The 13,301-nt window shown below is 66.8% G+C and carries 15 protein-coding genes; 9 read left to right on the forward strand and 6 right to left on the reverse strand.

Annotation, left to right across the window (positions count from 1 at the left end; genetic code table 11):
- Positions 1-107: 107 nt before the first annotated feature.
- On the forward strand, positions 108-1,565 hold the full coding sequence (gene purF, locus ACX3O0_RS11730) for an amidophosphoribosyltransferase (RefSeq protein ID WP_459107836.1): 1,458 nt from the start codon (positions 108-110) through the stop codon (positions 1,563-1,565).
- A gap of 30 nt (positions 1,566-1,595) precedes the next feature.
- Here the strand turns inward: purF and ACX3O0_RS11735 are convergent, their stop codons facing one another.
- The 3 genes from ACX3O0_RS11735 to ACX3O0_RS11745 are packed head-to-tail and all read right to left on the reverse strand — an operon-like array spanning position 1,596 to position 2,982.
- On the reverse strand, positions 1,596-1,979 hold the full coding sequence (locus tag ACX3O0_RS11735; protein ID WP_459107837.1) for a hypothetical protein: 384 nt from the start codon (positions 1,977-1,979) through the stop codon (positions 1,596-1,598).
- A 22-nt stretch (positions 1,980-2,001) separates the two neighbouring features.
- On the reverse strand, positions 2,002-2,394 hold the full coding sequence (locus tag ACX3O0_RS11740; protein WP_459089046.1) for a sterol carrier family protein: 393 nt from the start codon (positions 2,392-2,394) through the stop codon (positions 2,002-2,004).
- Between the two features lie 18 nt (positions 2,395-2,412).
- The gene (locus ACX3O0_RS11745) at positions 2,413-2,982 is read right to left on the reverse strand and encodes a GNAT family N-acetyltransferase (RefSeq protein ID WP_459107838.1); all 570 of its coding nucleotides are present in this window, start codon (positions 2,980-2,982) and stop codon (positions 2,413-2,415) included.
- Positions 2,983-3,128: 146 nt separating this feature from the next.
- On the opposite strand from ACX3O0_RS11745, the gene purD reads away from it, so the two are divergent.
- From purD to ACX3O0_RS11760, 3 genes are all read left to right on the forward strand, one after another.
- The gene (gene purD, locus ACX3O0_RS11750; RefSeq protein ID WP_459107839.1) at positions 3,129-4,394 is read left to right on the forward strand and encodes a phosphoribosylamine--glycine ligase; all 1,266 of its coding nucleotides are present in this window, start codon (positions 3,129-3,131) and stop codon (positions 4,392-4,394) included.
- Positions 4,391-5,239: a phosphoribosylaminoimidazolesuccinocarboxamide synthase gene (locus ACX3O0_RS11755; RefSeq protein ID WP_459107840.1), complete on the forward strand. Its 849-nt coding sequence runs from the start codon at positions 4,391-4,393 to the stop codon at positions 5,237-5,239. Before purD ends, ACX3O0_RS11755 begins: the two co-directional genes overlap by 4 nt.
- A 71-nt stretch (positions 5,240-5,310) precedes the next feature.
- Positions 5,311-6,177: a VOC family protein gene (locus tag ACX3O0_RS11760; RefSeq protein WP_459107841.1), complete on the forward strand. Its 867-nt coding sequence runs from the start codon at positions 5,311-5,313 to the stop codon at positions 6,175-6,177.
- A gap of 101 nt (positions 6,178-6,278) precedes the next feature.
- Here ACX3O0_RS11760 and ACX3O0_RS11765 read toward each other — a convergent pair whose 3' ends face one another.
- Complete coding sequence (locus tag ACX3O0_RS11765) at positions 6,279-7,424, reverse strand: AI-2E family transporter (protein ID WP_459089056.1); 1,146 nt, start codon at positions 7,422-7,424, stop codon at positions 6,279-6,281.
- Between the two features lie 60 nt (positions 7,425-7,484).
- On the opposite strand from ACX3O0_RS11765, the gene ACX3O0_RS11770 reads away from it, so the two are divergent.
- Complete coding sequence (locus ACX3O0_RS11770) at positions 7,485-8,600, forward strand: MFS transporter (RefSeq protein ID WP_459089820.1); 1,116 nt, start codon at positions 7,485-7,487, stop codon at positions 8,598-8,600.
- Complete coding sequence (locus ACX3O0_RS11775; protein WP_459107842.1) at positions 8,600-9,331, forward strand: SGNH/GDSL hydrolase family protein; 732 nt, start codon at positions 8,600-8,602, stop codon at positions 9,329-9,331. Before ACX3O0_RS11770 ends, ACX3O0_RS11775 begins: the two co-directional genes overlap by 1 nt.
- A 214-nt stretch (positions 9,332-9,545) precedes the next feature.
- Here ACX3O0_RS11775 and ACX3O0_RS11780 read toward each other — a convergent pair whose 3' ends face one another.
- Positions 9,546-11,042, reverse strand: coding sequence for a catalase (locus ACX3O0_RS11780; protein WP_459108476.1), 1,497 nt, complete (start codon positions 11,040-11,042; stop codon positions 9,546-9,548).
- The gene (locus tag ACX3O0_RS11785) at positions 11,036-11,494 is read right to left on the reverse strand and encodes a Fur family transcriptional regulator (protein WP_459089060.1); all 459 of its coding nucleotides are present in this window, start codon (positions 11,492-11,494) and stop codon (positions 11,036-11,038) included. Before ACX3O0_RS11785 ends, ACX3O0_RS11780 begins: the two co-directional genes overlap by 7 nt.
- Before the next feature lie 153 nt (positions 11,495-11,647).
- Here ACX3O0_RS11785 and purS point away from each other — a divergent pair, with 153 nt between their 5' ends.
- The 3 genes from purS (at position 11,648) to ACX3O0_RS11800 (ending at position 13,267) form a co-directional block, all read left to right on the forward strand.
- Positions 11,648-11,917, forward strand: a complete 270-nt coding sequence (purS, locus tag ACX3O0_RS11790) for a phosphoribosylformylglycinamidine synthase subunit PurS (protein ID WP_459089062.1) — start codon at positions 11,648-11,650, stop codon at positions 11,915-11,917.
- Positions 11,917-12,612, forward strand: coding sequence for a phosphoribosylformylglycinamidine synthase subunit PurQ (purQ, locus tag ACX3O0_RS11795; protein WP_459089064.1), 696 nt, complete (start codon positions 11,917-11,919; stop codon positions 12,610-12,612). The genes purS and purQ overlap by 1 nt, the downstream gene beginning before the upstream one ends.
- A 166-nt stretch (positions 12,613-12,778) precedes the next feature.
- A complete protein-coding gene (locus tag ACX3O0_RS11800; protein ID WP_459107843.1) occupies positions 12,779-13,267 on the forward strand; it encodes a DUF3817 domain-containing protein in 489 nt (162 codons plus the stop codon).
- Positions 13,268-13,301: the final 34 nt, after the last annotated feature.

Below are 13,301 nucleotides of genomic sequence, written 5' to 3' on the forward strand. Positions count from 1 at the left end.
TGTGATCCTGTTCGTCAGCGTCCCGGGCTCGCTGGGCGTACCTCGGGGGTTCGGCGGCATGAAAGACTGTTAGCACCATCAACTCTACGGTCTGGAGTCTGCACCGAATGTGCGGCATTGTGGGCATCGTCTCGTCTGAACCTGCCAACCAATTGATCTACGACAGCCTTCTGCTGTTGCAGCATCGCGGGCAGGATTCCACCGGTATCGCCACAGCGGATGGCCACAGCTTCCACCTGCACAAGGCCAAAGGCCAGGTGCGTGAGGCGTTCCGCACCCGCGACATGCGTGCGCTACCCGGCACCATGGGCCTGGGCCACGTGCGCTATGCGACCAAAGGCGCAGCCGAGAACGAGGGCGAGGCGCAACCGTTCTACGTGAACGCGCCCTACGGCATCGTGCTGGTGCACAACGGCAACCTCACCAACACGCGGGAGCTCAGCGAGGAACTGTTCCACGTCGACCGCCGCCACCTGAACACCACCTCCGACACCGAGCTGCTCGTCAACGTGCTGGCGCATGAGCTGCAGGAGAAAGTGTCAGGAACCGACCTCGATCCCGACCAGGTCTTCGCCGCCGTCGAGCGCGTGCATGAGCGGGTGGAGGGCTCCTACGCCGCCATCGCCCTCATCGCCGGGCACGGTTTGCTCGCCTTCCGTGACCCGTTCGGCATCCGCCCCCTGGTACTCGGCCGCCGCGCAACCGGACTGGTCGGAACCGAGTGGGTCGTCGCATCCGAGTCCCTGGTGCTGGAGAGTGGCGGGTACGAGGTCGTTCGCGACATCGCCCCTGGCGAGGCCGTGTTCATCGCGATCGACGGCGAAATGACGTCCAGGCAGTGCGCACGCAACCCCCGCCTGGTGCCGTGCTCCTTCGAATACGTCTACCTGGCCAGGCCGGACTCGATCATGAACGGCATCTCGGTTTACGAAGCGCGGCTGCGCCTCGGCAACCGGCTGGCCGACACGATCTCGCGCCACGCCCCACTCGGCGACATCGATGTCGTCATGCCGATCCCCGACTCGAGCAGGCCGGCCGCCATGCAGGTCGCGCAGAAGCTCGGCATCGAGTACCGCGAGGGGTTCTACAAGAACCGCTACGTCGGCCGCACCTTCATCATGCCCGGGCAGGCGGAGCGCAAGCGCTCGGTCAAGCAGAAGCTGAACGCGATGGGCAGCGAGTTCCGCGGCAAGAACATCCTCATCGTCGACGACTCCATCGTGCGCGGCACGACGTCGAAGGAAATCATCGAGATGGCGCGGCAGGCCGGCGCCAACAAAGTCACCTTCACCTCAGCCGCACCACCGGTGCGTTTCCCCCACGTGTACGGCATCAACATGCCGACCCGGCAGGAGCTGGTGGCGCACGGACGGAAGATCCCCGAGATCAACGCCGAACTGGGCGCCGACCACCTGATCTTCCAGGAGGTCGCCGACATGGAGGCCGCCATCATCGAAGGCTCCGCTGTCGAATCGCTCGAGATGAGCTGCTTCACCGGCGACTACGTGACCGGAACAGTCACCCCCGAGTACCTCGACTGGGTCGAGCGCACGCAACTGAGCTGATCGGGCTTCCGCCCGCGCGGGGCAGAAAGACTAGGGCTTGGGGTTGTCGGGGTCGCCGGCGCGAGGCTGAAGCGGCTCGGCGAGCGGCTCTGCGTCGAGCTGCACCGGCTGCGGGGCGACCGGCTCGGGCTCAACCACGTTCTCACGCTCCACCGAGACACCGGTCGCCCGACGGCGGGAGCGACGGTCGAGGATCAGCCCGACGGCGGCGCCCAAGACCACCCCGGCGGGGATCCCGTAGAGCATGAAGTAACCGAGCAGCGCACCGAACCCGACCTGCGGGTCGACCGGCCGGATGGCGGTGAGGATGAACGTGACGACGGCACCGAGCCCGCCGCCGACCACCATGAACATCGACAGCTTCGGCGCCCGCCGGATGGTGGCGTGGGCGGCAGGCTCAGGCGTTTCGCTCATACTCCCATTGTCGCCGATCCGGTCAGTCATCGCTGACGCCGGATGCCTGCGCTTCCCGCTCCCACACGATCGGCAGGTGGGCACTGAAGTCTGCGCGCTGTCCGGAGGCCGACAGGCGACCGGATGCGAGAGCATCCGCCCACGCCAGTGAGCCGGTGGCAAGGGCGAGCCAGGTGTCGGCATCCAGCTCCACCACATTCGGTGGCGTGCCGCGGGTGTGGTTCGGGCCATCGATGCACTGCACGGCGCCGTGCGGCGGCACCCTCACCTCGACCGTATTTCCCGGTGCTTCGGCGGCAAGCAGTTGGAGCAGGTAGCGCACTGCCGTCGCCACCACGGTGCGGTCATCCGAGCCGCCGAGCGCCTGGCGAACAGCGGCCTCCCCGACGAGCGCGACAATCTTCGCTTTGGCCATGCCTCAACGCTAACAACCTCAGGGCGCCGCGGCACCCCTTGGCAGCGAGTAGTGCACCAGCACCTCGGTCTCGCCACTACCCGGATCCGGGTCTGACCGGGAAACCTCGGTGAAACCGAGCCGGGCGATCATCCGCCTCGATGCCTCGTTGGGCTCATCGATCCTCGCGGTCACACGCTCCAGCCCGAACTCGCCGAACGCCAGCTCCAGCATCGCCCGCGCCGCCTCGGTTGCGAGGCCCTGGCCCTGGTGACTCCGGGCGATCACGTAGCCGAGCTCGCCGATGCGCTGCGTGTCGTCCTCGCGCTTCAGAAGCACCTCGCCGATGACTCGGTCCTGGGGGGCATAGACGATCGCGAGGATGAGCCAGTCCCCCTCCGCCGCCGCCGTGCCCTTGTCGAGCCGCATCAAGAGTGCGGCGCGGGTCTCCACCCGGTTGCGCACCGGCCAGGGGATGTACCTGGTGACCTCCGGGTCGGAGTGGAACAGTACCAGGTCGTCGAGGTCGGTCTCCAGGTGCGGCCGCAGCAGCAGCCGCTCCGTTCGGATCGGATAGGAGGGAGCCCACGGCTCGGCTACAGCGCTCATCCGCCCATGATATTTGCGGCGTCGACAACGAAGGAGATTCGCCGCAATTGATCGCTTTCGGACGCCGCAACGCGCATGCGCCGCCGCAACTCCTTCATTTTCGTCACGCTGGGAATTGGCTCGGCAGCGACCGGTACTCTGACAGGGTGAAGATCCTTGTCCTCGGTTCAGGTGCCAGGGAGCACGCCATCGTCACCGCCCTGCTGGCGGAGGATGCCGGGCACGACATCGTGGCCGGCCCCGGCAACGCGGGAATCGCGGCGGTGGTGCCGGTGATCCAGCTCGACTCCGAGAACCCTGCCGTGGTCACCGACTTCGCCGTCGACAACGGCATCGACCTCGTGATTGTCGGCCCTGAGGCACCGTTGGTCGCCGGCGTCTGCGACCGGCTCCGGATGCGCGGCATCGCGGTCTTCGGCCCCAGCAAGGCCGCCGCCCAGCTGGAGGGCAGCAAGAACTTCGCCAAGCGCATCATGGAGGCCGCCGGCGTGCCGAGCGGTCGCGCCTCACGCGTCACCACTGCGGAGGAGGCGGTCGCCGCGATCGACGAGTTCGGCGCACCGTACGTGGTCAAGGCCGACGGCCTCGCCGCCGGGAAGGGCGTGCTGGTCACGCAGGACCGGGCAGCAGCCATCGCCCACGCCGAGCACTACCTCGGCCAGGGCAGCGTGCTCATCGAGGAGTTCCTCGACGGGCAGGAGGTATCGCTGTTCCTGCTCTCCGACGGACAGAACGTGCTCCCCCTCTCTCCGGCGCAGGACTTCAAGCGGCTTGCTGACAATGACGAGGGGCCGAACACCGGAGGCATGGGCGCCTACTCGCCGCTGCCCTGGCTGCCCGACGGTTTCGTCGACGAGGTGATCGACCAGGTCGCCCTGCCCACCGTTCGCCAGCTGGCGAAGGAGGGCACACCGTTCATCGGACTGCTCTACTGCGGGCTCATCCTGACGGAGGCCGGAACGCGCGTCATCGAGTTCAACGCCAGGTTCGGCGATCCGGAGACCCAGGTCGTGCTGCCGCGGCTGGTCACCCCGTTGAGCGGCCTGCTTTACGCCGCCGCGACCGGCGGGTTGGGGTCGTTGCCGCGCCCCGAATTCTCGCCAGAGGTCGCGGTGACCGTCGTGCTCGCCAGCGAGGGCTACCCTGAGCGCCCGGTCATCGGACGAATCATCACGGGTCTAGATACCGCGGAGGCCATCCACGGGGTCACGATCGCCCACGCGGCAACGGCGTTCGCCGGTGACGATTTCGTGTCGACCGGGGGGCGCGTGCTCAGCGTTGTCGCGACGGGCGTCGACTTCACCGAGGCCAGATCCCGCGCCTACCGAGCCCTGGAGGCGATCGAGTTGGAGGGCGGACAGTTCCGCACCGACATCGCCCTGCGGGTGGCCGGCGAGCGGGACGCACCATGACCGGACTGCCCGGCTGGGAGCACGCCCACTCCGGCAAGGTGCGCGACCTGTACACCTCCCCGTCACAGCCCGGGCGGATGCTGGTGGTCGCCAGCGACCGGGTGAGCGCCTTCGACCACGTGCTCGAGCCCGGCATCCCCGGCAAGGGGGCGCTGCTGACGACGCTGAGCCTGTGGTGGTTCGCCCAGCTCGGCGGGGTGCCGAACCACCTGGTCGCGGATGCGTCGGCGCCGGTTCCCGCCGAGGTCGCCGACCGCGCGATGCTCGTCAGGCAGCTCGACATGTTCCCCGTCGAGTGCGTTGTGCGCGGTTACCTGAGCGGCAGCGGCTGGAAGGAGTACCAGGCAACGCAGAGCGTGTGCGGCGTTGCCCTCCCCGCCGGCCTCAGCAACGGCGACCGGTTGCCGGAGCCCATCTACACCCCGGCCTGGAAGGCGCCGATGGGGGAGCACGACGAGAATGTGACCTTCGAGCGCACGGTGGAGTTGGTCGGTGCGGAGGTGGCCGAGCGGCTACGTGACCTCAGCCTGCAGGTCTTCAGCCAGGCATCCGCTATCGCAGAAAGCCGCGGGCTGATCCTTGCCGACACCAAGTTCGAGTTCGGCGCGGACGCGGACGGCACCATCACTCTCGGCGACGAAGTGCTGACCTCGGACAGCAGTCGGTACTGGGACGCCGAGCTGTACGCATCCGGTGACCGCACCGCGAGCTTCGACAAGCAGATCGTGCGCAACTGGTTGTCAGCTAACTGGGACGGGACAGGGACTCCACCGGTGCTGCCTCAAGAGATCGTCGAGCAGACAGCCGCGCGCTACCGCGAACTCCTCGAGCGGCTCACCGCCTGAAAAGCACCCCTCGACTCGCCCGGTTGCGTCTGATACGATAGTTGAACGTTCAAGTAAATGGGAGTGAACGAATGACGACAACGCAGGACATCCTCGCAGCCGACACCGCCATGGGCGCCGTCACCCTGAAGGTGGCCAACCTCGACCGGATGATCGGCTACTACCAGCACGGGGTCGGCCTCACCCTGCTCGCGCAGGAGGGCGACAGCGCCATCCTCGGCCGCCCGGGCAAGCCGTCGCTGATCCTCGAACTGGCTCCAGAACTCCAGCACGCGTCGCAGAACGCGGCCGGGCTCTTCCACACGGCCTTCCTCTTCGACACCAAGGCCGACCTGGCGGCATCCGTCTACTCGGTCGCCCAGAAGTATCCGACCACCTTCACCGGCAGCTCCGACCACTTCGTCAGCGAGGCGTTCTACTTCGACGACCCGGAGGGCAACGGCGTCGAGCTGTATTGGGACCGCGACCCGAGCGTGTGGAAGTGGAACGGCAACACCATCGAGATGGGCACCGTCTACCTCGACCCGAACCTCTTCCTGCAGGAGAACCTCACCGAGGCGGGAGCGACGGATGTCGGTGCCAGCGCCAGCGGCGTCGGCCACGTGCACCTGAAGGTCGGCGACATCCAGACCGCGAAGCAGTTCTACGTCGACACGGTTGGCTTCGAAACCACCATCGAGTACGGCACGCAGGCGCTGTTCGTCAGCGCCGGCGGCTACCACCATCACCTCGGGATGAACACCTGGCTGTCGTCGGGTGCCGGCACGCGCACGCCCGCGCTCGGACTCGGCGAGGTGTCGATCCGGGTACCGGGGGCGGATGACCTCGGCGCCCTCGCCGAACGCCTCACCTCGCGGAATGTCGCCTTTGCCCGCGACGAGACGGAGCTCAGGTTCGACGACCCGTGGGCGAACCTGGTGCGGGTGTCCGCTGCTTGATCTGCGCTCCCTCGCTCCACGCATCCGCCCAGTCGGGGCAGTCTGTGGGTGGTGCGGAGGACGCACCAGCAGATTGCCCCGACTGGGCGGGGATAACCGCGTCAGTCGACGCGTGAATCGGGAGTCGGAACGGCAGCATCCGGGTCGCGCCACGCCTTGATGACCGCCCAGGCGAGCGCTGCGAATGGAACCGCGAGAAACGTGCCGACGATGCCGCCGAGAATCGTGCCTGCGGTGAGGGCGAGCAGGATGACCAGCTCGTGCAGCCGCAGTGACTTGCCCAGCACGACCGGCGCGAGCAGGTTGCCTTCCAGCTGGTTCACCAGCACGACCACGGCGACCACGATCAGTGCGGTAGCCAGATCGTTCGTCACCAACGCGACCAGCGCGGCGACGATGCCGGCCACCGTCGCCCCGACAATCGGGATGAAGGCGCCGACGAACACGATGATCGCCAGCGGCAGGGCCAGCGGAACCTGCAGGATCCACAGTGCGGCGCCGATGAGGATCGCGTCGACGGCGGCAACTACCGCAGTTCCGCTGACGTAGCCGCCGAGCACCCCGACTGCGCGATGACCGACCCGTTCGGCCCGGGCGTGAAGGTCCGGCCGGAACGGCCTGATCAGGAATGCCCAGATCACCGGGCCGTCCTTCAGGAAGTAGAACAGCAGCACGATGGTGAGCACCAGGCCGGCGACGATCTCCACGACGTTGCCGACGCCGGCGATCGCCCCTGACCCGAACTCGGCGCTGGTCAGGAAGTCGATCACCGTGACCCGCAGGTCATCCAGTTGTGCAGCATCGATCGGCAGCGCGCCGGAAACCAGGTACTCGTTCACCGTCTCGATACCCGAGCTGACAGAATCCACCAGCGTGTCCCACTCACTGCGAACGCCGGCGACCACCAGCGTGACTATCCCGCCGAAGATGATCAGTCCGGTGAGCAGGGCGATCCAGGTGGCAAGGGCACGCGGAACGAGGCGACGCTCCATCCACCGGATGAACGGGCTGACCGCGGATGCGATGATCAGCGCCAACAGCACCGGGATCACGACGATCTTCAACTGGATGGATGCGTAGACGATCACCACGGCGACCAACAGGACAAGGAGCACCTGTGAGCAGCGGATGGCGAGCCTCCCGAGAGAGTCGGTCCACAGGGCGCGCGGCGACCCGGTCAGCTTCACTTTCTCCGTCGTGGGGAGGTCGGCCGGGGGCTGCATTGCACGGTTTCGCCGGAGTCGCATTCGTCCAAGTTACCCGGCGAGGTGGAACTGCGCGGCCGCTAGCCTGTGATGGTGAAGATCATGTCGCCGCCGCTGCTGTGGCTCCTGCTCTTCGCGGTGCTGGCGTTGGGCAGTTTCTTCATGCTGCTGTCGGTCGTTCCCCTGTTCGCCAGCGAGACCGGTTCCGGCATGGTCGGGGCCGGGCTCACCACCGGCGCGATGATGCTCTCGACGGTGATCACCGAGTTGTTCACCGCCCAGCTGTTCACGAAGTTCGGCCAGCGCAGGGTCATCGCCGTTGGGGTGCTCCTCCTGTCGCTCCCCACCCTGTTGTTGCTCGTTTCGAGCGCCCTCCCGATGATCCTCGGGGTCAGCATCCTTCGGGGTGCCGGGCTCGCCATCACTGTTGTTGCCGGAACAGCCATCGCCGCCGCGATCGGCTCCGGTAATCGCCAGGGTGAGGTGGTCGGGATTTACGGCGTCGCATCCGCCATCCCCGCCGTGGTAGCCCTCCCTCTCGGCCTGTGGTTGGTGAACCAGTTCGACTTCGCCACCGCGTTCATCGTCGCTGTAGCGTTGGGCGTTGCCTCCCTGGTGGCCGTGCCATTCCTCCGCGCCCACCCGTCCGACTCGGTGCAGAGCGCGAACCCGCTCGCCCTGCTTCGCACCCGCGCGATCGTACGCCCGACCATCGCCTTCACGGCCACGACTCTGGCGCTGGGGGTTGCTGCCACCTTCCTCCCGCTCGCCACCGAGGCACTGCTCGGCATTGCGGCGATCGCCCTGCTGGTGCAGGGGTTGGCGACGACCGGCGCGCGCTGGCTTGCCGGCCGGCTGAGCGACCGTTACGGGTCGCGCCGGTTCCTGGTTCCCTCCATGTTGCTGGCATCGCTGGGCATCGCGGTGTTGTTCTTCACCGACAATGCAGTGGCGATCATCGCCGGAATGGCGGTCTTCGGCCTGGGGCTCGGCGCGGTGCAGAACCTGTCGCTCATGCTCATGCTGGAGAACACTCACGCTGGCGACTTCGCCCGGGTCAGCGTGCTGTGGAATATCGCATTCGACGCCGGCATGGGCATCGGTTCGGTGGCGTTCGGGTACCTCGCTATCGCCACCGGTTACCCGTGGGGCTTCGCCATCCTCGCCTTCGTCATGGTGCTGACCATCGTGCCGGCGCGTCCCAGGGTCAGGCGCTGATGCAGCGGTTCAGCCGGGTCATCGCCATCCCGCTCGCGCCGGTGCTGCTGGCGCAGGGGCGATGGTTGCGGCGCACCATTCCCCGGCTGCCGGATGCCGCGCTGCCCTGGACCGGTGAACTCGCCGGACCCGCTCCTATCCGGCTGCTGGTGCTCGGCGATTCGACTGCGGCCGGCGTCGGTGCTGCAACGCAGGATGAGGCGCTTCCCGGGTTCCTGGCCCGCGAGTTCCAGGCGCGCTTCGGGCGCGGCACCACCTGGCGGGCACTCGGCCGCAATGGGGCCACAGCTCGCGACGTCATCACCGATCACCTGGCGGATGCGACCGGCGAGGTTTTCGACGTCGTCTTCCTCACCATCGGCGCGAACGACGCCCTCGGGATGCGCAGTCGCACCGTCTTCAGCCGGGACGTGAGGCACATCGTCGACGAGTTGCGGGCGGTGAACCCGGATGCCCTGATTCTCGTTTCCCTGATGCCCAGGTTCGACCGGTTCGAGAGCCTCCGCAACCCGGTGCGCTGGAACCTGGCCCTGCACGCGGCCAGCCTGGATACCGGGGCTCGCGCATCCGTCGTCGGTATGGGCGGGGTATTCGCGATCCCGAAGCCGCCGCCATACACCCCGACCTTCTGGGCGAGTGACGGGTTTCATCCCGGCCCGGATGGGTACCGCGAGTGGGTCGAGTTCGCGCTCGGCGAGGTGCCGGCGGAGTTGCTCGAAACCCTGCATTAGGCGGGTCGAGCTCGTCGAGACCCTCAACAGGCTGAATTGGTCGACACCCCGCTCAGGGTGCCCGCTGGGGGGCAGGTCGCCGAAAGCATCCTGCTGACGGATGCCGCCAGTCGGGCGCAGCGGGTCGAGCTCCTACTTAAGCTGGTCGAGCTTGTCGAGACCTCCGACGGGCAACCGTGCGGGGTCTCGACAAGCTCGACCAGCGATAGTGCTGTTACTCGCCGACGCCTACCGGCTCGGCGGCCTCGTTGGCGGTCACGTCGCCGTGGCCGACAGCCTCGACGATCTTGGCGCCCAGGTCGGAGTCGACGCTGGTCCAGTACCAGATGAAGCGGTCCTTGATGCGATCGATGGTCAGCCCGTTGTACTGACCGACCAGCGTCTCCAGGAAGCGCGCCTTCGACTCATCCGTGAACACCTCGCGGTAGAGGGTCCCGGCCTGGCCGAAGTCGTCGTCCTCGGAGCGCAGTGTCGCCGCGGCGCGGATCATCTCGCCATCCGTCTCCCAGCCGCCTTCACCGGCGCGGGCCGGGTCAGCCTCGGGGCCACCGAACGAGTTCGGCGCGTAGGTACGTGACGCCGCATCGTTGTAGTTGAACTGCATGTTGCCCTCGTGCATGTACGTGGTGACGTGGGCCGCGTGCGGCTGGTTCACCGGCAGCTGGTTGTAGTTCGTGCCGATGCGGGCGCGCTGGGCGTCCGGGTAGGAGAACACGCGGGCCATCAGCATCTTATCCGGGCTGATGTCGACGCCGGGAACCAGGTTGCCCGGCGAGAACGCGGCCTGCTCAATCTCGGCGAAGAAGTTCTGCGGGTTGCGGTTCAGGGTGAAGTGCCCGACCTTGACCAGCGGGTAGTCGGCGTGCGGCCAGACCTTGGTGATGTCGAACGGGTTGAAGCGGTACGTCTTCGCGTCCTCGTACGGCATGATCTGCACGTGGACGTCCCAAGTGGGGTACTCGCCCCGCTCGATGGCCTCGTAGAGGTCGCGGCGGTAGTAGTCAGAGTCTGAACCGGCGAGCAGTTCGGCCTCGGCGGCTTCCATGAGCTCGACGCCCTGGCGCGACTTGAAGTGGTACTGCACCCAGAAGCGCTCGCCCTCGGCGTTGATCCACTGGTAGGTGTGCGAGCCGTAGCCGTTCACGTGGCGCCACGACCGGGAGAGTCCGCGGTCGCCCATGAGGTACGTGACCTGGTGGGCCGACTCCGGGGAGAGGGTCCAGAAGTCCCACTGCATGTCGGCGTCGCGCAGACCAGAGCCGGTGAGGCGCTTCTGGGAGTGGATGAAGTCGGGGAACTTGATGCCATCGCGCACGAAGAACACCGGGGTGTTGTTGCCGACGATGTCGTAGTTGCCCTCGGTCGTGTAAAAGCGGAGGGAGAATCCACGCACGTCGCGCCAGGTGTCAGGGGAGCCCTGCTCGCCAGCGACCGACGAGAAGCGCAGAAGAGTCTCGCTCTTGGCGCCGGGCTGGAACACGGCCGCGCGCGTGTACTGGGAGACGTCTTCGGTGATCTCGAGCTCACCGAAAGCTCCGCCGCCCTTGGCGTGCGGGTTGCGCTCTGGGACGCGCTCCCGGTTGAACGATGCGAGCTTCTCGACCAGGTAGCGGTCGTGGAGGGCGGTGATGCCATCCGGTCCGGCGGTAAGAGAGTGCGCGTCGCTGGCGACGGGTGCTCCACTCTGGGTGGTCGTGTAGTTGCTCACGATGTCTCCTTAATTGTTGATGTTGGCTTGGACTGTTGGCAAGTGGGGCAGAGTCCCCAGAAAGTGACCTCTGCGGTGTGAACGGCGTATCCGCCGCTCTGGGACGGTGTCAGGCACGGCGCCTCGCCGACAACACAGTCGACATCCTGGATTTCACTGCATTGGGTGCAGACCAGGTGATGGTGGTTGTCGCCAATCCGGCGTTCGTAGCGGGCGGATGACCCGGCCGGCTCGATCTTGCGCAGCAGGCCCGCGGTGGTGAGCGCGGCCAGTACGCCGTACACGGCCTGCAGTGAGGTGCCGGGAAGGTCCCGCTTCACGGCACCGAAGACGCTGTCGGCGTCAGCGTGGGGGCTTTCGGCGAGCACCTTCAGTACCGCGATCCGCGGCTCGGTGACCTTCAAACCGGCGCCGCGGATGCTCAGGGTGAGCTCTTCGGCGGCCGGTGCGATCATGCATCCATTCTACCAGTTGTTTTGAGTAACTCAAGATACGCCCTCAAGCTGATCGAGCTCGTCGAGATCCGGCTTCGCTCGCTCAACCAGCGAGTGTGTCTGCGCGACGTAGACTGGAGGCAATCATCCGCGCGAAACTTCCGGGAGTCACTGGTGCCCACAATCGTCGTCGAGGTCATGCCGAAAGCCGAGCTGCTCGACCCCCAGGGCAAGGCCGTCGCCGGTGCACTGGCCCGCCTCGGCAAGACCCATTTCACCGGTGTTCGCATCGGCAAGCGCTTCGAGATCACGGTCGACGAGGTGACGGATGATGTGCTCGCCGAGGTGAAGGAACTCGCCGAGACCATGCTGTCCAACTCGGTGATCGAGGATGTCGTCAGCATCATCGCCCCGGAGGACCTCGCCGCAGGGGAGACCCACTGATGAGGATCGGCGTCATCACCTTCCCCGGCTCCCTCGACGACCGGGACGCCGGGCGCGCCATCCGCCTGGCCGGTGCAGAGCCGGTCGCCCTGTGGCACGGGTCGCACAGCCTGGAGGACGTCGACGCACTCGTGCTGCCCGGCGGCTTCAGCTACGGCGACTACCTGCGCGCCGGTGCCATCGCCAGCTTCTCGCCGATCATGGTCGAGGTCATCGACGCGGCGAACAAGGGGATGCCGGTGCTCGGCATCTGCAACGGCTTCCAGATGCTCGCCGAAGCCCACCTGCTCGACGGCGGCCTGGTGCGGAACGACCACGGCAACTTCATCTGCCGCGACCAGAAGCTTGTTGTCGAGAACACATCGACCACCTGGACAACCGGGTTCCAGGAGAACCAGCAGATCACCATCCCGCTCAAGAACGGTGAGGGCGGCTTCATCGCCGACACCGAGACCGTGAACCGGCTGGAGGGCGAGGGCCAGGTGGTGTTCCGTTACGTCGACGTGAACCCCAACGGCTCGGTGAACGACATCGCCGGCGTATCGAACGACCGCGGCAATGTCGTCGGGCTGATGCCGCATCCGGAGCACGCCGTCGAAGAAGGCTTCGGCCCTGACACCGCTCTCGCCATGCGAAACGGCACCGACGGGCTCACCTTCTTCACCAGCGTTATCCAGCAGGCCCTGGTTCGCTAGTCGCGTCGGCGGCACGACTTTTGCCATTCGCTCTCCCCTCTCGACGAAGCGCCTCGAATCGGGCCACTATGCGGGTGCGTCAGCGTGACGACCCGCAGAACGCCCCGTCTCAATGGTCGAACTTTCGGTGGATGGCCCGGGCGACTGCGCTTGAGAGGATGAAGTGGTGACTTCCCCACTGACCACCACCCGTGTGACCCCCCGCCGCTTCTACCGAATAGTCGCCATCGCCGAGGCGGTGACCTGGACCTTGCTGATCGCCGGCCTCATCCTCAAGTACGCGCTCGACGCCGGCGACCTCGGCGTACGCGTCGGCGGCTCCATTCACGGCTTCGTCTTCCTGGTCTACGCGGCGACCGCGGTGCTCGTCGGCGTGAACCAGCGCTGGAAGGTCGGACTCATCGCCATGGGCGTCCTCACCGCGATCGTGCCCTACGCGACCATCCCGTTCGACCGCTGGCTGGAGAAGAACGGGAAGCTCGAGGGTGCCTGGAGAACGACAGCGACGGATGACCCGCGCGACAACACCTGGATCGACCGCCTGCTGAGATGGTTCCTGAACCACCCGCTCGTGCTCGGCGCCCTGCTGGTCGTCGGCGTCGTCGTGGTGTTCACCGTGCTGCTCATCCTCGGCCCGCCCGGCGGCCGGCAGTAGGGCGGACCCGCACATCCGGCACGGCTAGAATCGA

The sequence above is a fragment of the Homoserinimonas sp. A447 genome, from assembly GCF_054489325.1.